Source organism: Amycolatopsis sp. NPDC049688, assembly GCF_040674975.1.
Taxonomy (GTDB): Bacteria; Actinomycetota; Actinomycetes; order Mycobacteriales; family Pseudonocardiaceae; genus Amycolatopsis.
On the sequence record NZ_JBFANY010000005.1, the window covers coordinates 256,804 to 277,259 of the forward strand.

At 74.3% G+C, this 20,456-nt stretch carries 3 protein-coding genes; all 3 read left to right on the top strand.

What is annotated here, in order from left to right:
- Positions 1 to 1,075 precede the first annotated feature (1,075 nt).
- The 3 genes from AB0J55_RS20140 to AB0J55_RS20150 all read left to right on the top strand — a co-directional run bounded on the left by AB0J55_RS20140 (position 1,076) and on the right by AB0J55_RS20150 (position 20,418).
- A complete protein-coding gene (locus AB0J55_RS20140; protein ID WP_364250205.1) occupies positions 1,076 to 18,736 on the top strand; it encodes a non-ribosomal peptide synthase/polyketide synthase in 17,661 nt (5,886 codons plus the stop codon).
- Between the two features lie 27 nt (positions 18,737 to 18,763).
- Positions 18,764 to 18,988, top strand: coding sequence for an MbtH family NRPS accessory protein (locus tag AB0J55_RS20145; protein ID WP_364250208.1), 225 nt, complete (start codon positions 18,764 to 18,766; stop codon positions 18,986 to 18,988).
- 86 nt (positions 18,989 to 19,074) lie between these two features.
- On the top strand, positions 19,075 to 20,418 hold the full coding sequence (locus AB0J55_RS20150) for a serine hydrolase domain-containing protein (RefSeq protein WP_364250211.1): 1,344 nt from the start codon (positions 19,075 to 19,077) through the stop codon (positions 20,416 to 20,418).
- Positions 20,419 to 20,456: the final 38 nt, after the last annotated feature.

The following is a 20,456-nucleotide window of genomic DNA, read 5'->3' on the forward strand; positions in this document are numbered from 1 at the left end:
ACCCGCCGAACGTTAGGGGGCTCCGGCTGCGGGCCGCAAGGCGCCGACCGGAGGCTGCGGGCCCGGCTCTCGCCCGGGTCGGTGCTGGGGTGGCGGGGGCGCCGGCCCGGGTGGTCGGCGTCGGTGGGTTTGTTTCGACGGCGGCGGGGGTATCTGGGGCTGACCCCGTCGCTTCGGACCCCGCCGGTCCGCCTCCCCGGCCGCGTGCCGCAACGCGGCGGTCCGCATCACCGAATTCGACCCGGCACCTCCCCGGAGCCCGGCCGCGCAATCCGCGCGCCCTCCATTACCGCGTGAAGTTTGTCCGCTTGACGGAGACCGCCGACAGCTATCCCGAGCCGCCCGGTGCGGCACCCTTTTCGCCGATGTCCGTGTTACCCGCCAATCGGGTGATGTCCCGTAACGTGGGCCACGGCTTTTGATACTTGCTTCTGTGCGCGTATCCGCCCGCTCGGCGGTGATCGTCACCCGAGTGACGCCGGGTCTCTGCAGGTAGGCGCACTGCCGCAAACTCAAACCTCCCAATCGAGGTAACATTTTGCGGCAGAAGAGTGAACAAAAACCGACGTCGAACTACTCGCTGTCCGGGCTAATCGACGCGATTTTTGGACATTTTTGCCAATGCTCCGTTCGGCGGTACGAGCAAGGCGTTCTCTGGGTAGCGTGATGCCAATCCGGCTGGTCTTGGGGGTACTTGACGGCCGGATGACGACCTGTCGCACGAAGAACACCGGGTTGTCGCGCGCGTTCGGTGGTCGCTGGTGCCAATCGCACCGCGGGGGTGACCGCCGATATCGGAACTGTTTCCGGGGCTCGCCGCGGCTGCCCGGGTGGAAAGGATCACTGTGTCTTGCGCTCGTTCCAGCGGGTTCGCCCGGCGGGTGGCACGCCGGGCCGATTTGTTGAACGAGTGGCAAAAAGAACCGCGTCCCGGCCTCGGGGGGTCGACGGCCGGAACGCGCCCGCTGCTACCCCGCATTTCGTGAATCACCTGGTCGCAGACCCGATCTGCATGTGCTCTTCCAGCGCCTGGACGCCCCTGCGCTGACGTCACCGTGCTCGAAAGGTTTCCGCAATGCCGCGATACGACGTCTCGGTTCCCGCTGCCGACGACGACAGACCGGTGCCCGTGCGCACCCTGGCCGAGTTGTTCGAAGCGCAGGCCGCCCGCACTCCCGCGGCGACGGCGCTGACCGGCGCCGGCGCCGCGATGAGCTACGCGACGGTGAACGCACGGGCGAACCGGCTGGCGCGGCTGCTGGTCTCCCGCGGCGGCGGCCCGGAAGGAGTCGTCGCGCTCGTCCTGCCGCGGTCGGCCGACCTCGTCGTGGCGCAGCTGGCGGCGGCCAAGGCCGGCGTGGCCTTCCTGCCCGTCGACCCCGACCAGCCCGCCGAGCGGATCGCGTTCATGCTCGCCGACGCGCGGCCGGTGCTGGTGGTGTCGCGTTCGTCCGCGCGCCCGGACGCTCTGGACCTCGGCGAACCCGGGCTGCTCGACGGTCTGCCGGAGCACAACCTCACCGACGCGGACCGGACGCGCCCGCTGCACGCCGACCACCCGGCTTACCTCATCTACACGTCGGGCTCGACCGGGGTGCCCAAGGGCGTGCTCGTCACCCACCGCGGCCTGGCCGGGTTCGCCGCCGCGATGCGGGAGCGCTACGACGTGCGGCCCGGCGACCGGGTCCTCGAATTCTCCTCACCGAGTTTCGACGCGTCGATCCTCGAGCTGTGCATGGCGCTGCCGGCGGGCGCGGCGCTCGTCGTGCCGCCGCCCGGCCCGCTGCTCGGCGACCACCTCGCCGCCGTGCTGCGGGACGAGGGCGTGACCCACGCCCTGATCCCGCCGGTCGCGCTGGCCACCCTGCCGGTGGAGCACGCCGCCGCGTTGCCGGACTTCCGGACGGTGATCGTCGGCGGGGACGCCTGCCCGCCCGAACTGGTCCGGACCTGGGCGCCCGGCCGCCGGATGATCAACTCCTACGGCCCCACCGAGTTCACCGTCGTGGCGACCTGGAGCGACCCGCTGGTCCCCGGCGGCGCGCCCCCGATCGGCCGGCCGCTGCCGGACGCCACCGCGTACGTCCTCGACGAATCCCTGCGCCCGGCCACCACCGGCGAGCTCTACCTCGCCGGCCCGAAACTGGCCCGCGGCTACCTCGACCGGCCCGGGCTGACCGCGAGCCGGTTCGTGGCCGACCCGTTCGGCGCCCCCGGGGCCCGGATGTACCGGACCGGCGACGTCGTCCGCCGCACCGGCTCAGGCGAGCTGGAGTTCGTCGGCCGCGCGGACCACCAGGTGAAGATCCGCGGGTTCCGGATCGAACCCGGCGAGATCGAAGCGCTGCTGCTGGACCGCGCGGACGTCCGGGAGGCGGTCGTCGTCGCCCGCGAGGACCAGCCTGGCGTCAAACGGCTGGTGGCCTACGTCGTCGGGGACGCCGATCCGGCCGACCTGCGGGCCGCCACGGCCGACCGGCTGCCGCCGTACATGGTCCCGGCCGCCTTCGTCGTGCTGGCCGCGATGCCGCTGACCCACCACGGCAAGCTCGACCGCGACGCGCTGCCCGAGCCCGACTGGCAGGCCCAGGTCCGCGCCGCGCACACCGCGCCCCGGACCCCGGCCGAGGCGGCCCTCGCCGAAATCTGGGCCGACGTGCTGGGCGTGCCGGAGGTCGGCGTCGACGCGGACTTCTTCGAGCTCGGCGGCGACTCGATCCTCGGTGCCCGCGCGCTCGCCCGGATCCGCGCCCGCTTCGGTGCCGACCTCTCCCCACGGGTGGTGTTCGACGCCCGCACCATCGCGAAACTCGCCGAGCTGCTGCCCGACGGCGACGCCCCGGCCGCCGGCCGGATCGAGCCCGTGGCCCACGACGCCGTGGTGCCGTTGTCGCCGGTCCAGCGCCGCCTCTGGGTACTCGACCAGCAGAGCCCCGGCAGCACCGAATACAACGCCGGCGTCGGCCTGACCCTCACCGGCCCCCTGGACCGCGACGCCCTGCGTGCCGCCCTCGACGCACTGGCCGCCCGGCACGAGTCGCTGCGGACGACGTTCCGGACCGTCGACGGCGAAGGCGTCCAGGTCATCGCCGACGAGGGGACGATCCCGCTGGCGGAGGCCGACGCCGAAGCCGACCTGGACGCGCAGCTCGCGGCCGAACTGGACCGCCCGTTCGACCTGGCCACCGGGCCGCTCACCCGCGCCCTGCTGCTCCGCCGGGGCCCGGAAGACCACGTGCTCCTGCTGAGCCAGCACCACATCGTCACCGACGGCTGGTCGGTCGGCCTGCTCGTCGACGAGCTCGCCGCGCTGTACGCGGGGGAGAAGCTCGACCCCCTCGACATCGGCTACCGCGACTACTCCCGCTGGCACCGCGAGCGGCTGGCCGGCCCGCTGCGCGACCGGCAGCTGGCGTACTGGCGGGAGCAGCTGGCCGGGCTCGAGCCCCTGGACCTGCCCACCGACCGGCCGCGCCCGCCGGTCCGCGCCACCGCGGGCGCGATCCGGCGGTACGACCTGCCCCCGGGCCTCGCCGAGCTGGCCCACGACACCGGTGCGACGTTGTTCACCACGCTGACCGCGCTCGTCCAGGTGCTGCTCGCCCGCTACACCGGCCAGGACGACGTCGCCGTCGGCACCGCGGTGTCCGGCCGCGACCACGACCAGCTCGAACGGCTCGCCGGATTCTTCGTCAACACCCTCGTCCTGCGGTCCGCGGTCGACCGGGGAGAACCGTTCGACGCTTTTCTCGGCCGGGTCAAGGAAACGACGCTGGCGGCCTTCGCCGCCGCCGAAGTGCCCTTCGACCAGGTCGTCGACGACCTGCGGCCGGCTCGTGACCCGAGCCGGACCCCGCTGGTGCAGGTGCTGCTGGTGCTGCAGCAGGACCTGGTCCGGCCCCGGGAGGCGGGCGCCCTCCGCCTGGGCGAGCACGATCTGCCCCGCCCCCGGGCCCGGTTCGACCTGGTGCTGGAGTTCCAGCCGCAGGGCCGCGGTTTCGCGATCGAGTACGACAGCGCGCTCTTCGACGCCACGACGATCGACCGGCTCGCCGGGCACCTGCGGACGCTGGTCGCGGCCGTGGTCGCCGAGCCGCACCGGCCGGTGGCCGGGCTGCCGATCATGGGTGACGCCGAGCTGGCCCGGCTGGCCGAGCTGTCCCGGGGGCCGGTGCTCGACGCGCCGGAAGCCACGCTGCCGCAGCTGTTCGAGGCCCAGGCGGCCCGGACGCCGGACGCGGTCGCGGTCGTCTGCGAAGACCGCTCGCTCACCTACGCCGAGCTCGACGAACAGGCCAACCGGCTGGCCCGGGTCCTGGCCGGCCGGGGCGCCGCGCCCGAACGGTTCGTCGCCGTCTCGCTGCCGCGCACCGAACGGATCCTGGTGGCGCTGCTCGGGGTGCTGAAGTCCGGCGCCGCCTACCTCCCGGTCGACCCGGCCTACCCGGCGGACCGGAAGGAACTGATCCTCGAGGACGCCGCTCCGGCCCTGCTGCTCACGCCGGACGGCCGCGGTCCCGGTTCCGTTCCCACGCTGGCGTTCGACGACCCGGCCCTGCTCGACGGCCGGTCCGCTGCGCCGCTCGGCCGCGCCACGAACCCGGACCACCCGGCCTACGTGATCCACACCTCCGGCTCGACCGGCCGCCCCAAGGGGGTCGTGGTCGCCCACCGCAGCGCCGCGAACCTGATGGCGTGGGCGGAAAACGACTTCGCGGACGTCTTCCGGCCGGGGTCCACAGTGGTCGCTTCGACGTCGCTGAACTTCGACGTCTCGGTCTTCGAGATCTTCGCGCCGCTGATGACCGGCGCCACCGTCGAGGTCGTCCGGGACGTGCTGGCGCTCGGCGAAGGCGAAACCACCGGCCGGCCGGTCGGCCTGGTCAGCGGCGTGCCGTCGGCGTTCGCGCAGCTGCTGGCCCAGGGCGCGGTGTCGGTCCGGCCGTCCACTGTGGTCCTGGCCGGTGAGGCGCTGACGCTGCACGCGCTGCACGACATCCGGAAAGCGTTGCCCGGCAGCCGGATCGCGAACATCTACGGGCCCACCGAGTCCACTGTGTACGCCACCGCGTGGTACCACGACACCGACCGCACCCCGCCGATCGGCCGCCCGATCGCCGGGATCCGCGCGTACGTCCTCGATCCCGGCATGCGGCCGGTGCCCGTCGGCGTCCCCGGTGAACTGCACCTCGGGGGCGCCGGGGTGGCCCGCGGCTACCTCGGCCGGCCGGGCCTGACCGCCGGCCGGTTCGTCGCCGACCCCTTCGGCGAGCCGGGGGAGCGGATGTACCGCACCGGCGACGTCGTGCGCTGGACGGCCCGCGGCGAGCTGGAATACCTGGGCCGCGCCGACGACCAGGTCAAGATCCGCGGCTTCCGCATCGAGCCCGGCGAGGTCGAGGCCGCGCTGCGGAAGCACCCGGACGTCACCGAGGCCGTGGTCGTCGCGCGCACCGACGCCGGCCACCAGCGGCTGGTCGCCTACGTCGTCCCCGGAGCCCCCGCCGACCTGCGGGAGTTCCTCGGCGCCTCGCTGCCCGCGCACCTGGTGCCGTCGGCGTTCGTGCCGCTGGAAAAGCTGCCGCTGAACCCCAGCGGCAAGCTCGACCGGCGCGCCCTGCCCGCCCCGGACTTCACCGGCGGCACCACCCGCGTCGCGCCGCGCACCGAGACCGAACGGCTGCTGGCCGAGATCTGGGCCGGTGCCCTCGGCCTGCCCGAGGTCGGCGTCGAGGACAACTTCTTCGAGCTCGGCGGCGACTCGATCCTGAGCATCCGGCTCGTGTCCGAGGCGGCGAAGGCCGGCCTGCGGATCACGACGAAGGACGTCTTCCGGCACCAGACGATCGCCGCGCTCGCCGGCGCGGCCGGGGTGGCCGCGCCGGTGGCCGAGCGGCCCGCGGCGACCGGTGAAGTGCTCGTCACGCCGATCCAGCACTGGTTCCTCGACACCGATCCGGCCGACCCGGACCAGTTCGTCCAGCAGCTGAGCCTCCGGCTCGCCGAAGACGTCGACGAAGACCGGCTGCGCGCGGCAGTGAACACCGTCGTCGCCCACCACGACGCCCTGCGGCTGCGGTTCCGCAAGACGGCCGGAGGCTGGACGCAGGAGCACGCCGAACCCGCCGAAGCCGACGTCTTCGGCGCGGAGATCGACATCGAACGCGGCCCGCTGGTCAGCGCGGACCTCACCGGCACGACGCTGCGCTTGGCCGTGCACCACCTGGTGGTGGACGGCGTCTCCTGGCGGATCCTCCTGGAGGACCTCGACCACGCCTACCACGGGCGCGAACTCGCCGCCCGCACGACGTCCTTCCAGGAGTGGGCGAACCGGCTCGCCGGGCACGACTTCGGCGGCGACCTCCCGTACTGGCAGGCGGTCGAGGGCGCCGACATCCCCCTCGACACCGAGGGCGCCGGCACCGTGGCGAGCACCCGCACGGTCACCACCCGGCTCGACGCCGAGCTGACCCGGGCGCTGTTGCAGGACGTCCCGGGCGTCTACCGGACGCAGGTCAACGACGTCCTCCTGACCGCTCTCGGCGGGGCCCTGCGCCGCTGGACCGGCGGCGAACGCGTGCTGGTCGACCTCGAAGGCCACGGCCGCGAGGAGCTGTTCGACGACGTCGACCTGTCCCGCACGGTCGGCTGGTTCACGTCGATGTTCCCGGTGGCGCTCGACGTCCCCGGCACCGAGGTCGCGACCCTGCTCAAGTCCGTCAAGGAACAGCTGCGCGCGATCCCGGCCCGCGGCCTGTCCTACGGGGTGCTGCGCCACCTCACCGGTACCGCTCCCGCGGTGAGGCCCCGGATCAGCTTCAACTACCTCGGCCGCTTCGAGGCCGAGGGCGAGCTGTACCGGGGCCTCGAACGGGAGCTCGAACTCCGGCAGAACCCCGCCGACGTCCGCGCGCACGCCGTCGACGTCGTCGCCCGGGTCGCCGGAGGCCGCCTGGAGATCACCTGGTTCTACTCCGACCAGCTCCACCGGGAAGCCACCATCCGCACGGCCGCCGACGACCTCGTCCGGGGGCTGGCCGGGATCGTCGCGCACTGCACGGCACCGGGGGCCGGCGGCCGCACGCCGTCGGACTTCCCGCTGGCCGGCCTCGACCAGGCAGGGGTGGACCGGCTGGCCGGCGACGGCCGCGCCGTCGAGGACATCTACCCGCTCACCCCGGCCCAGGCCGGCATGCTCTTCCACCGGCTCACCGGCGGCGGCCGCCACGCCTACCTCCAGCAGGTGACGTTCGTGCAGGACGGCGTCCCCGACCCGGAAGCGCTGGGCCGCGCCTGGCAGCGGGTGGTGGACCGGACGCCGGTGCTGCGCAGCCAGGTGGTCTGGGACGGCGTCGACCGTCCCGTCCAGGTGGTGCACCGGCAGGTCACCCTGCCGGTCGAGTACCGCGACTGGACCACCGCGCCCGAAGACCCGGAGGCCGTGCTGGCCGCCGACCGCGCCGCCGGGCTCGACCTCGGTGCGGTCCCGCTGATGCGGCTGCTGCTGGCCAAGGTCTCGGCGACCGAGGTCCGCGTGGTCTGGACGTTCCACCACCTCCTGCTCGACGGCTGGAGCCTGTTCCAGGTGCTTGCGGACGTCTCGGCCGCGCACGCCGGGCGCCCGCTGCCGGCCCGGCGCCCGTTCGCCGACCACGTCCGGTGGCTGGCCGGGCAGGACGAGGCGGCGGCGGAACGGTTCTGGCGCGGGCAGCTGGCCGGCCGGCCCGAGCCGGTCCGGCTGCGCACCGACCGCACCCCCGACGGCCACGTCGTCGAGTCGACGGCGTCGCTGCGGATCGAGCTGGCCGCGGGGCCGCTGCGCGCCGCCGCCCAGCGGCACGGGCTGACCCTCAACACGCTCGTCCAGGGCGCCTGGGCGGTGCTGCTGGCCCGCCACGGCGGCCGGCCGGAGGTCTGCTTCGGCACCACGGTGTCCGGACGGCCCGCCGAACTGCCCGGCGCCGACGAGATCACCGGCATGTTCATCACCACGCTGCCGGTCGTCGCCGACGTCGGCGAACAGGCCCGCGTCGCCGATTGGCTGCGCGACCTCCAGGCCGCGCAGGCCGAGGCCCGCCGGTTCGACCACCTGTCACTGGCGCGGCTGCAGAGCTGGGGCGGGGAGTTCGACACGCTGCTGGTCTTCGAGAACTATCCGGTGACCGCGGAGCTCGGGCTGCGCGACCTGCGGGGCGTGGAGACGACCAACTACCCGCTCAGCGTCGTCGCCTACCCCGGCGAGGACCGCCTCGAGCTGCTGTTCGGCTACGACCCCGCGCTCTTCGAGGGCGAGACGGTCGCCGGGTTCGCCGGGCACCTGGAAACCCTGCTGGCCGAGCTCGCGACCCGGCCGGACGAGCCGATCTCGCGGCTGCACATGCTCACCGAGGCCGAGGAGCACGAGCTGGCCCGGTGGAACGACACCGCGCAGGACCACCCGGCCGCCACCGTGCCGGAGGCGTTCGCCGAGCAGGTCCGCCGCACCCCGGACGCGGTCGCCGTCACCGGCGCCGAAACCCTGACCTACGCGGAACTGGACGCGCGGGCGAACCGGCTCGCCCGCCGGCTCGCCGAGCTCGGCGCGCGGCGGGACGAGCTGGTCGCGTTGCTGCTCGGCCGCTCGGCCGACGTCGTCGTCGCCGAACTCGCGGTGCTCAAGGCCGGCGGCGCGTACCTGCCGCTGGACGCCCGCGCGCCCCGCGAGCGGCTGAAGACGCTGCTCGGCGGCGTGCGCGTGCTGGTCACCGACGACGCCGGCCGGGCACTGGCCGAGGAGGTCCACAGTGGACCCGTGGTGTCGATCGGCGAAGCGGGTGACGAGCCGGCCGAGGCGTCGGAGATCGTGCTGCGGCCGGAAAACCTGGCGTACGTGATGTACACGTCGGGGTCGACCGGAACCCCCAAGGGGGTGGCCGTCAGCCACCGGGCCGTGGTCGCACTGGCCCAGGAGCGGTCCTTCGCCGGTCCCGCCCACCGGACCGTGCTCATGCACTCCGCGCTGGCTTTCGACGCGTCGACGTACGAGCTGTGGGTGCCGCTGCTGAGCGGCGGCCGGGTCGTGGTCGCCCCGCCGGGGGACCTCGACGCCGACGTGCTGCGCCGTCTGGTCACCACGCACGGGGTGACCGGGCTGTTCATCACCGCGGGGCTGTTCCGCGTGCTGGCGCAGGAGGACCCCGGCTGCCTGCGCGGCGTCCGCGAGGTGTGGACGGGCGGCGAGGTGGTGCGCCCCGACGCGGTGCACCGGGTCTCGGCCGCCTGCCCGGGGCTCACCGTGGTCGACGTCTACGGGCCCACCGAGGCGACGACCTTCGCCACCCGGTTCCCCCTGCCGCCGGGCGAGCCGGTGCCGGACGTGCTGCCGATCGGGCGGCCGCTGGACGACACGGCCGCCCACGTCCTCGACCACGGGCTGCGGCCGGTGCCGCCGGGCGCCGTCGGCGAGCTGTACCTGGCCGGCACCGGGCTGGCCCGCGGCTACCTCGGGCAGCCGGGGCTGACCGCCGAACGGTTCCTCGCGAACCCGTTCGGCGAGCCGGGGGAGCGGATGTACCGCACGGGTGACCTTGTGACCCGGACCCGCGCCGGGGTGCTGGAGTTCGTCGGCCGTGCCGACGACCAGGTGAAGATCCGCGGCTTCCGCGTCGAACTCGGCGAGATCGAGACCGCGCTGACCGCGCACCCGGAGGTCACCGAAGCCGTCGTCGTCGCGGTGGAAACCGCCGGGAGCAAACGACTCGTCGCCTACGTCGTCGCGACCGGGACGCCCGACCTGCGCGAGTTCCTGCTGCGGTCCCTGCCGGACTACCTCGTCCCGGCCGTGTTCGTGCCGTTGGAAGCCCTGCCGCTCAACGAAAACGGGAAGGTCGACCGCCGGGCGCTGCCCGCGCCGGACTTCGTGTCCTCGCCCGGGTACCGCGAACCCGACACGGCCGCCGAGCGCCTGCTGGCCGGCATCTGGGCCGAGGTGCTGCGGGTGCCGCGGGTCGGCGCCGACGACAACTTCTTCGAGCTCGGCGGTGACTCGATCCTGTCCATCCAGGTCGTCTCCCGCGCCCGCCGCGCCGGGCTGGACCTGATGCCCGGCCAGGTGTTCGACCACCCGACCGTCGCCGCCCTCGCGCTCGCCGCCACCCCGGCCGCGCCCGTCGCGGCGCCCGGCGGGCCGATGACCGGCGAGGTGCCGCTGACGCCGGTGCAGCACTGGTACCTCGACCCGCGGCCGGTGCACCCGGAGCAGTTCGTCCAGTCCGTCTCCGTGGAACTGCCCGAGCCGCCGGACCGGGCGGTGCTGGGCCGCGCGCTGCGCGACCTCCAGCAGCACCACGACGCCCTGCGGCTGCGGTTCACCCCCGAGGGCCAGCACTACGCGGCCGACGTCGCCGACGTCCTCGACGCCACGATCGACCTGGAAAAGGGCCCGCTGCTGCGTGCCGAGCTGTCCGGTACGACGCTGACGCTCGCCGCGCACCACCTGGTCGTCGACGGCGTGTCGTGGCGGATCCTCCTGGAGGACCTGGACACCCTGCTGGCCGGCGGCGAGCTGCCGGCCCGGACGACGTCCTTCGGCGACTGGGCCCGCACCCTGGCCGGACACGCGGCCGAAGGCGGTTTCGACGACGAACTCGCCCACTGGGCGGCGATCGGCGCCGACCCGGCGCTGCCGGTCGACGGAACGGGCGAGAACACCTACGGCTCGGCCCGGTCCGTGGTCGTGCGGCTGCCCGCCGAAGCGACCCGGGCGGTGCTGCACGACGTGCCGGCGGCGTACCGGACGCAGGTCAACGACGTCCTGCTGGCCGCGCTCGGCCGGGTCCTGCGGGACTGGACCGGCCGCGACCGCGTGCTGGTCGACCTCGAAGGCCACGGCCGGGAGGACCTGTACCCGGGCATCGACCTCTCCCGCACGGCCGGCTGGTTCACCTCGATCTTCCCGCTCGAGCTGACCGCACCCGGCGGCGACTGGGGCGACGCCCTGAAGGCGACGAAGGAACAGCTCCGCGCGGTGCCCCGGCGGGGCATCGGCTACGGCGTCCTGCGTTACCTCACCGGCACCGCCCCGCAGATCGACCCGCGGATCAGCTTCAACTACCTGGGCCGCTTCGACCACGGCGGCGGCCTCGGCGGCGCGGCACACCCCGCGCAGACCCGGCCGCACCAGCTGGACGTCGTCGGCGCGGTCGTCGGCGACGAGCTGGAGCTGACCTGGCACTACTCGATCGGCGTGCACACCGAAGCCACCGTGCGCCGGCTGGCCGGCGCCTTCCTCGACGCGCTCACCGGGATCGTCGCGCACTGCGCCCGGCCGGACGCCGGCGGCCGCACGCCGTCGGACTTCCCGTTGGCCCGCCTCGATCAATCCACAGTGGACAGACTGGTCGGCGACGGCCGCGGGGTCGAGGACATCTACCCGCTCACCCCGATGCAGTCGGGCATGGTCTTCCACAGCCTCGTCGACGGCGCCGCCGGGACCTACCTCAACCAGGTGCGGCTGCGGCTGTCCGGCATCGACGACCCCACCCGGCTCGCCCGCGCGTGGCAGCGGGTGGTGGCGGACACGCCGGTGCTGCGCAGCCGCGTCGTCTGGGACGGCCTCGACGAACCGGTGCAGGTCGTCGACCGCACCGCCGGGGTCCCGGTCGTCCACCTCGACTGGGCGGGCTTGAGCGACGACGAGCGTGCACGCGAGCAGGAGCGGTTCCTCGAAGCCGACCGCGCGCAGGGGTTCGACCTGGCGGCCGCGCCGCTGATGCGGCTGGCGTTCGCCCGGCTGCCCGGCGGGGACGTGCTCCTCGTGTGGACGTTCCACCACGTGCTGCTCGACGGCTGGAGCGCCGCGCAGGTGTTCGGCGAGGTGTGCGCCCGGTACGCCGGCACCAGCGCGTCCGGGCACCGCCCGCCGTTCCGCGAATACCTGCGCTGGCTCGGCCACCAGGACACCGCGGCCGCCGAAACCCACTGGCGCGAACAGCTTTCCGGGCTGCGGACGCCGACGCCGCTGCCGTACGACCGCCGTCCGGTGGAGGCGCACCGCGCCCGGTCCGCCGCCGCGGTCCACGTGTCGGTGCCCGCCGACGGGCTGCGGGAACTGGCGCGGCGCGCCGGTCTCACGCTCAACACGATCGTCCAGGGCGCCTGGGGACTCGTGCTGTCCCGCCACAGCGGGGAATCCGACGTCATCTTCGGCACCACCGTGTCCGGACGGCCCGCCGACCTGCCGGGCGTCGAATCGATGGTCGGGCTGTTCATCAACACCCTGCCCGCCCCGGTGACCGTCCACGACGGACTGACCGTGTCCGATTGGCTGCGGGACCTGCAGGCGGCCCAGGCCCGATCTCGCCGGTTCGACTTCGTGTCACTGGCCCAGCTGCAGGGCTGGCTGGGCGGCAGCACGCTGTTCGACAGCATCCTGGTGTTCGAGAACTACCCGTTCGACGCCGACGCCCTGGCCGCGCACGGGATCGGGCTGCACGAGGAAGGCGAACTGCAGCCGACCAACTACCCGCTCAGCGTGGTCGTCACCCCGGGGGAGCGGCTGTCGGTTTCGTTCGACCACGACCCGGACCTGTTCGACCGGGCCACGATCGACCGGCTCGCCGCCCACCTGGCGCTGGCCCTGGAACGCATCGCCGCCGCCCCGGACCGGCGGGTCGGCGAGCTCGACCTGCTCACCGGCGCCGACCGCGAGCTCGTCCTGCGGACGTTCAACGACACGGCCTGCCCGGTGCCCGAGGCCACGGTGGTGAGCCGGTTCGCCGACCAGGTCCGCCGGACGCCGGATGCCCCGGCGGTCGGCGACCTGACCTACGCCGAACTCGACACGCGCGCCGCCCGGCTCGCGTCCCGGCTGATCGAACTCGGCGTCGGCGCCGAGGATCGGGTCGGGCTGCTGCTGGAGCGCTCGCCCGAGCTCGTCGTCGCCGAGCTGGCCGTGCTCAAGGCCGGTGCCGCGTACGTCCCGGTCGACCTGCGGGCCCCGGCGAGCCGGATGCGCCTGGTCCTGGCCGAGGCGGACGTCTCCGTCGTCATCGCGGATCAGTCCTATCAGGACGTCCACAGTGGACCGGTGGTCCGCGTGGACGAGACCGGCCCGGAAGAGACGCCGGACGTCCCCGTGCGGCCCGGAAACCTGGCCTACGTGATGTACACGTCCGGGTCGACGGGCAAGCCGAAGGGTGTCGCCGTGACCCACCGCGACATCGTCGGGCTGGCCTCGGACCGGTCGTTCGCGGGGGAAGCCCACCGGACCGTGCTGCTGCACTCGCCGCAGGCGTTCGACGCCTCGACGTACGAGGTCTGGGTGCCGTTGCTGAACGGCGGCCGCGTGGTCGTCGCCCCGCCCGGCGACGTGGACGCCGAGGTGCTGCGGGACGTCGTCACCCGGCAGGGGGTCACCGCGCTGTGGCTGACCGCCGGGCTGTTCCGCCTGCTGGCGCAGGAGGATCCCGCGTGCCTGCGCGGTGTCGGAGAGGTGTGGACCGGCGGCGACGTCGTCCCCGCCGCCTCCGTCCGGCAGGTGCGCGAGGCCTGCCCCGGGCTGACCGTCGTCGACGGCTACGGCCCCACCGAGACGACCACCTTCGCCAGCCGGTACTTCCTGGCGCCCGAAGCCGCCGTGCCGGACGCGATGCCGATCGGGCAGCCGCTGGACAACATGGCCACCTACGTCCTGGACGAGGGGCTGCGGCCGGTCCCGCCGGGCGTCACGGGTGAGCTGTTCATCGCCGGCACCGGGGTCTCCCGCGGCTACCTCGGCCGGCCGGGCCTTACCGCGGAACGCTTCGTGGCCAACCCCTTCGGCGCGCCGGGGGAGCGGATGTACCGCACCGGTGACGTCGTCCGGTGGACGGGCGACGGCGTGCTGGAGTTCGTCGGCCGGGCCGACGACCAGGTCAAGATCCGCGGCTTCCGGATCGAGCTGGGCGAGATCGAAACGGCCCTGGCCGCTCACCCCGACGTCACCGAAGCGGTGGTCGTCGCCCGGGACCGGCGGCTCGTCGCCTACGTCGTCCCGACCGGGAAGCCGGACCTGCGGGCGTGGCTGCAGCGGGACCTGCCCGACTACATGGTGCCGTCGGCGTTCGTGACGCTCGACGCGCTTCCCCTGAGCGCCAACGGGAAGGTCGACCGCAAGGCACTCCCGGAGCCCGCCGCGGAGCCGATGGCCGGGTACGTGCCGCCGCGCACGGACACCGAACGCGTGCTCGCCGAGGTCTGGGCCGACGTGCTCGGCGTGCCCGGCGTCGGCGTCGAGGACAACTTCTTCGAGCTCGGCGGGGACTCGATCCTGTCCATCCAGGTCGTCTCCCGGGCCCGGCGCCACGGCCTCGCGCTCACCCCGCGGGACCTGTTCGCCCACCAGACCGTCGCGGCGCTGGCCGTCGCGGCGGGCTCGGCCGCGGTGACCGCGGCCGAGCAGGGGCCGGTCACCGGTCCCGCCGCGCTGACGCCCATCCAGCACTGGTTCTTCGCCGGGGACTTCGGCGACCCGAACGGGTTCACGCAGTCGGTCCGGATCGAACGCGCGGAGCCGTTCGACGTCGAGACCCTGCGCGCGGCGCTGGCCACGCTCGTCGAGCACCACGACGCCCTGCGGATGCGGTTCACCGGCGGCGGTCAGGAGAACGCCCCGGCCGAGCCCGCCGAGATCCTCGGCGCGGACATCGACGTGACCCGCGGGCCGCTGCTCACCGCCGAACTCGTGGCGCCCGCCGTCCTGCGGCTGACCGTCGACCACCTCGTCGTCGACGGCGTCTCGTGGCGGATCCTCCTGGAGGACCTGGAAACCGCCTACCGCGGCGGCCCGCTCCCGCCGAAGACGACGTCGTTCCGCGACTGGGCCAACCGGCTCGCGGAGCACGCCGGAGCGGGCGGGTTCGACGACGAACTGCCGTACTGGCGCGAAGCCCTCGCGGTCGACGCGACCCTGCCGGTCGACGGCGACGCCACCGGCACCGGCGCCGCCACGGTCACCACCCGGCTCGACCCCGAGCTGACCCGGGCGCTGCTGCAGGACGTCCCCGGTGTCTACCGGACGCAGGTCAACGACGTGCTCCTGGCCGCGCTGGGCCGGGTGCTGGCCCGCTGGACCGGCCGCGACGGCGTCCTGGTCGACCTGGAAGGCCACGGCCGCGAGGACCTGTTCGACGACGTCGACCTGTCCCGCACGGTCGGCTGGTTCACCTCGCTGTACCCGGTCGCGCTGCGGATCCGCGGTGATTGGGGCGCCCTGCTCAAGTCGGTGAAGGAACAGCTGCGCGCGGTGCCCCGCCGCGGCGTCGGCTACGGCGCGCTGCGGTACCTGACCGGGACCGCCCCCGCGCTCGCGCCGGAAATCGGCTTCAACTACCTGGGCCGCCTCGACGGCGCGGCCGGCAGCCTGGACTCGGCGGCCGGCGAGGGTGCGGGCCGGGCGCACCTGCTCGACGTCGTCGGCCGGGTGGACCGGGATTCCCTTGAACTGACCTGGTCCTACTACCGCGACACGCACACCGCCGCCACGGTCGAAACGCTGGCCGCGGACCTGGTGGCCGCGCTGGGCGAAGCCGTCGCCCACTGCGCCGGGCCGGGCGCGGGCGGCCGGACCCCGAGCGACTTCCCGCTGGCCGGGCTGGACCAGCGGCAGGTCGACCGGATCGCCGGGGACGGCCGCGGGGTCACCGATCTCCACCCGCTGACCCCGATGCAGGCCGGCATGGTCTTCCACGGCCTGTCCCAGGAAGCCCAGGGCGTCTACTTCGAACAGGTCACCGCCGTCCTGGACGGCGTCGCCGACCCGCGGCTGCTGGGCGAAGCCTGGCAGCACGTGGTGGACCGGACGCCGGTGCTGCGTGGCAGCGTCGTCTGGGAAGACGTCCCGGAGCCGCTGCTCGTGGTCCACCGCGAAGCGCGGGTCCCGGTCACCGAGCTCGACTGGCGGCACCGTGACCGCGAAGAGGCCCTGCACGAGCTGCTCGCCCGCGACCGCGACGTGCCGTTCGACCTGACGGCCGCGCCGCTGCTGCGGGTCACCCTGGCCCGCCTGCCCGGCGACGCCGTCCAGCTCCTGTGGACCTTCCACCACGTCCTGCTGGACGGCTGGAGCGTCTTCCAGGTGCTCTCGGACGTCTGCACGGCGTACGCGGCCCTGCGCGACGGCACCACGCCCGCGCTGCCGCACCGCCGTCCGTTCGCCGACTACGTCACCTGGCTGAGCCACCAGAGCGCCGAGGGCGCCGAGGAGTACTGGCGCCGCGAGCTCGGCGACGTCACCGAGCCGACGCCGCTGCCCTACGACCGAATCCCGGCCGGAGCGCACGAATCGAGCTCGTCGACGTGGGTCAGCCGCGACCTCGGCGAAGCGGCGACCGGCCGGCTGGCCGCGTTCGCCCGGCGCGAGCGGCTCACCCTCAACGCCGTCGTGCAGGGGGCCTGGGCGCTCCTGCTGGCCCGGCACAGCGGCGAGACCGACGTCTGCTTCGGCGCCACCGTCTCCGGCCGCCCGGCCGGGCTGGCCGGCGTCGACGACATCACCGGCATCTTCATCAACACCCTGCCGGTGCGGGTCACCGCCGACCCGGCGGCCCCGGTCGCCCGGTGGCTGCGGGACCTGCAGGCCGCGCAGGCCGAATCACGCCGGTTCGAGCACGTCCCGCTGACCGCGGTGCAGGCGTGGAGCGGGGTCGGCGGCGGCCGGAACCTGTTCGACAGCCTCGTGGTGTTCGAGAACTACCCGGTCACCGCCGAAGATGCCGCCGCCCACGGCGTGCGGCTGCGCCACCTGCAGGCGATGGAGACGACCAACTACCCGCTCAGCGTCGTGGCCGCCCCCGGCCCGCGCCTGTCGCTCGGCCTGGGCTACGACCCGGCGCTGTTCGACGAGCCGACGATCGAGCGGCTGGCCGGGCAGCTCGAACACCTCCTCGAGACGCTGGCCGAAGACCCGGCCCGGCCGCTGCGGGCGCTCGACGTCCTCACCGCCGCCGAACGCGACCAGGTCCTCGTGGCGTTCAACGAGACGCGCCACGACGTCCCGCCGGTCACCCTCACCGAGCTGATCGAGGCCCAGGCGGCCCGCACGCCCGACGCCGTCGCCGTCGTTTCGCGCGAGGAACAGCTCACCTTCGCCGAACTCGACACGCGCGCCGACCGGCTCGCGCGGCTGCTGGCCGCGCGCGGCGCCGGGCCGGAGCGGATCGTCGCGCTCGCGCTGCCGCGTTCGGTGGAGATCGTCGTCGCGCAGCTGGCCGTGCTGAAGACCGGCGCCGCCTACCTGCCGGTCGACCCGGACTACCCGGCCGAGCGGATCGCGTTCATGCTCGCCGACGCGGACCCGGTCGTCGTGGTGACCCAGCCGGGAACGCCGCTGCCGGTGGACGACGTGCTCGTCCTCGACGGCTCCGAGGCCCACGGCCCCGCCGGCCCGCTGAGCCGTCCGGTGCCGCTGAGCGCACCCGCGTACGTCATCTACACCTCCGGTTCGACCGGCACGCCCAAGGGCGTCGTCGTCACCCACGCCGGCCTGGCGAGCTTCTCGGGGGCCGAGATCGCCCACTTCGACGTCCGGCCGGGCGACCGCGTGCTCCAGTTCTCCTCGCCGAGTTTCGACGCTTCGGTGCTGGAGCTGTGCATGGCGCTGCCGGCGGGGGCCGCCCTGGTCGTGCCGCCGCCCGGGCCGCTGCTGGGCGACCACCTGGCCGCGGTGCTGCGCGACGAGGGTGTCACCCACGCGCTGATCCCGCCGGTGGCCATGGCGAGCGTGCCCGACGTCGAGCTGCCCGCGTTCCGCACGCTGGTGGTCGGCGGCGAGGCGTGCCCGGCCGACCTGGTGGCCCGCTGGGCGCCGGGCCGCCGGATGATCAACGCCTACGGGCCCACCGAAACGACGGTGGTGGCGACCTGGAGCGACCCCCTCGAACCCGGGACCACCCCGCCGATCGGCCGCCCGATCCGCAACACCCGCGTCCGCGTCCTCGACAGCGCGCTGCGGCCGGCGCCGATCGGGGTCGCGGGGGAGCTGTACGTCTCCGGGGCCGGGCTCGCCCGCGGCTACCTCGGCCGGCCGGGGCTGACCGCCACCCGGTTCCTCGCCGATCCGTTCGGGGGGCCGGGGGAGCGGATGTACCGCACCGGCGACCTGGTGCGGTGGCGGGCCGACGGAACGCTGGAGTTCCTCGGCCGCGCCGACGACCAGGTCAAGATCCGCGGGTTCCGGATCGAGCCCGGCGAGATCGTGGCGGTCCTGCGCAGGCACCCGGACGTGCGCGACGCCGCCGTCGTCGCCGCCGACCAGCGGCTGATCGCCTACGTGGTGGCCGATCCGGGCACCGCGACCGGGCTGCGGGAGCACGTCGCCGCGACCCTGCCGGCCCACTTCGTCCCCGCCGCGTTCGTCCGGCTCGACGCGCTTCCGCTGACCGCCAACGGAAAGCTCGACCGGCGCGCGCTGCCGGCGCCGGAAGCGCCGGTGGAGAGCGCGGAGTACGCGGCCCCGGAAACCGAGACCGAAGAGGTGCTCGCCGCGATCTGGGCCGAGGCGCTCGGCCTCGACCGGGTCGGCGTCGAGGACAACTTCTACGCCCTCGGCGGCGATTCGCTGCGCAGCCTGCGGATCACCTCGATGACGAAGTCCGCCTTCGACGTCGAGCTCACCCCCAAGGACGTGCTGACCGCCGGCACCGTGCTGGCGCTGGCCGAGCTGGTCGAAGAACGGGTCCTGCAGGACCTCGAGCGGCTCGCCGCCGGCCAAGACCACTGAAAACCGTTCACCGGAAAGGAAGATCCCATGCAGGACGACGCCGAGTTCCAGGTACTGGTCAACGACGAGGGGCAGTACTCGCTGTGGCCGCTGGCCAACGAGGTACCCGCGGGCTGGCGCGCCGACGGCTTCCGCGGCGGCCGCCAGGAGTGCATGGACCACGTCGACGAGGTGTGGACCGACATGCGGCCGCTGAGCCTGCAGCGGCAGATGGCCGCCGACGCCGAGCCTGCCGCGGCTCGTCGTGAGTGAAAAGGCGGGTTAGCACCCGCTTTTCCCCTGACGACCGGCTGCGGCAGCTGCCGCAGCCCCGACCCGACGCGGAAGGTCCCCACCCCATGCCCTCACCTACGACGCTTTCCCAGTCCTCCCTGCGGGTTCCGCTCGCCCCGGCGGACGGCCGGCTGCAGCGGCTGCTGGCGGGCCTGGCCCACAAGCACGGCGTGCCGGCCGCCCAGCTGGTCGTCACCGACGGCGGCCGGACGGACTCCGCCACGGCCGGCGAGGTCGGCGCCGAGGCGAAGTTCCCGGCCGGCTCGATCACCAAGGCGTTCACCGCGGCACTGGCGATGCTGCTGGTGGCCGACGGCGACCTGGACCCGGACGACTCCCTCGGCGAGCACCTGGACGGGCTCGGCCCGCAGGTCGGCAGACCGGCGCTCGGGCAGGTGCTCAGCCACACCGGCGGGCTGCCGGCCGCGCTCGGCGCCGCCGCCGACGGGGCCGGCTCGGCCCGCCGGTACCTGCGGGCGTGCCGCGACGCCGGGCTCGTCCAGCCGCCGGGGCTGGGCTTCTCCTACTCCAACGTCGGGTACGTGCTCGTCGGCTACGTCGTCGAGGCGATCACCGGGATGAGCTGGTGGGAGGCGATGGACACGCTGCTGCTCGGCGAACTCGGCATCGACGCCGCGTTCGTCGTGGAGCCGGGCGCGCGGCGCCGGACGGGCGGCCACGTCAGCGGGCACGCGGTGCACGCGGCGACCGGCCGCGCCCGGCCGGTGGCGCAGACCCTGACCACCGCCGAGGCCGCGGCCGGGGCGCTCGCGCTGAGCGCCCGGGACCTCGCCGCGTTCGGGAGCATGTTCTGCGGCGGCGACGGCCCGTTGCCGGCGGACCTGGCCGAGCTGATGCGCCGTCCGGTGCCCGGGGCGGAACCGTTCGGCCTGGCCGACAGCTGGGGGCTCGGCCTGGCGGGCTACCGCGGCGCGGACGCGGACTGGGCCGGCCACGACGGCACCGCCGACGGCACCTCCTGCCACCTGCGGATCGACGCCGAGCACGGCCGGGTCGTCGCGTTGACCACCAACGGGAGCACCGGCTCGGCGTTGTGGACGGACCTGGTCGCGGCCCTGCGTCTCGAAGGCCTCCCGGTCGGCGACTACGAGCTGCCGAGCGGCCTCGACCGGGCCGCCCGCCCGGCCGCCGACCTGACCGGCAGCTACACCAACGGCGACCTGGAGTACCAGGTGGCCATCCGCGCGGACGGCGACGCGGTCCTCGTCGTCGACGGCGAGGTCTACCCGGAACTGGCCCTGCTGCGCGACGGCTCGTTCTCGGTGCGCGAACCGGCCACGGGCCGCCGCATCATCGGCGGCCGCTTCCTGACCGACCCGGCCACCGGAACGGTCAGCGCGATGCAGGCCGGCGGCCGCGTCGCCCGGCGCCGCCGCCGGGCTTCCTGAACCGCCCGCCCACCCCGGATCACCCGAACTGCGCTTGT

Excerpts from the sequence above, each read along its gene's own strand:
- AB0J55_RS20150 (WP_364250211.1), top strand. The coding sequence starts at position 19,075 with ATGCCCTCACCTACGACGCTTTCCCAGTCCTCCCTGCGGGTTCCGCTC.
- AB0J55_RS20140 (WP_364250205.1), top strand. The coding sequence starts at position 1,076 with ATGCCGCGATACGACGTCTCGGTTCCCGCTGCCGACGACGACAGACCG.
- AB0J55_RS20145 (WP_364250208.1), top strand. The coding sequence starts at position 18,764 with ATGCAGGACGACGCCGAGTTCCAGGTACTGGTCAACGACGAGGGGCAG.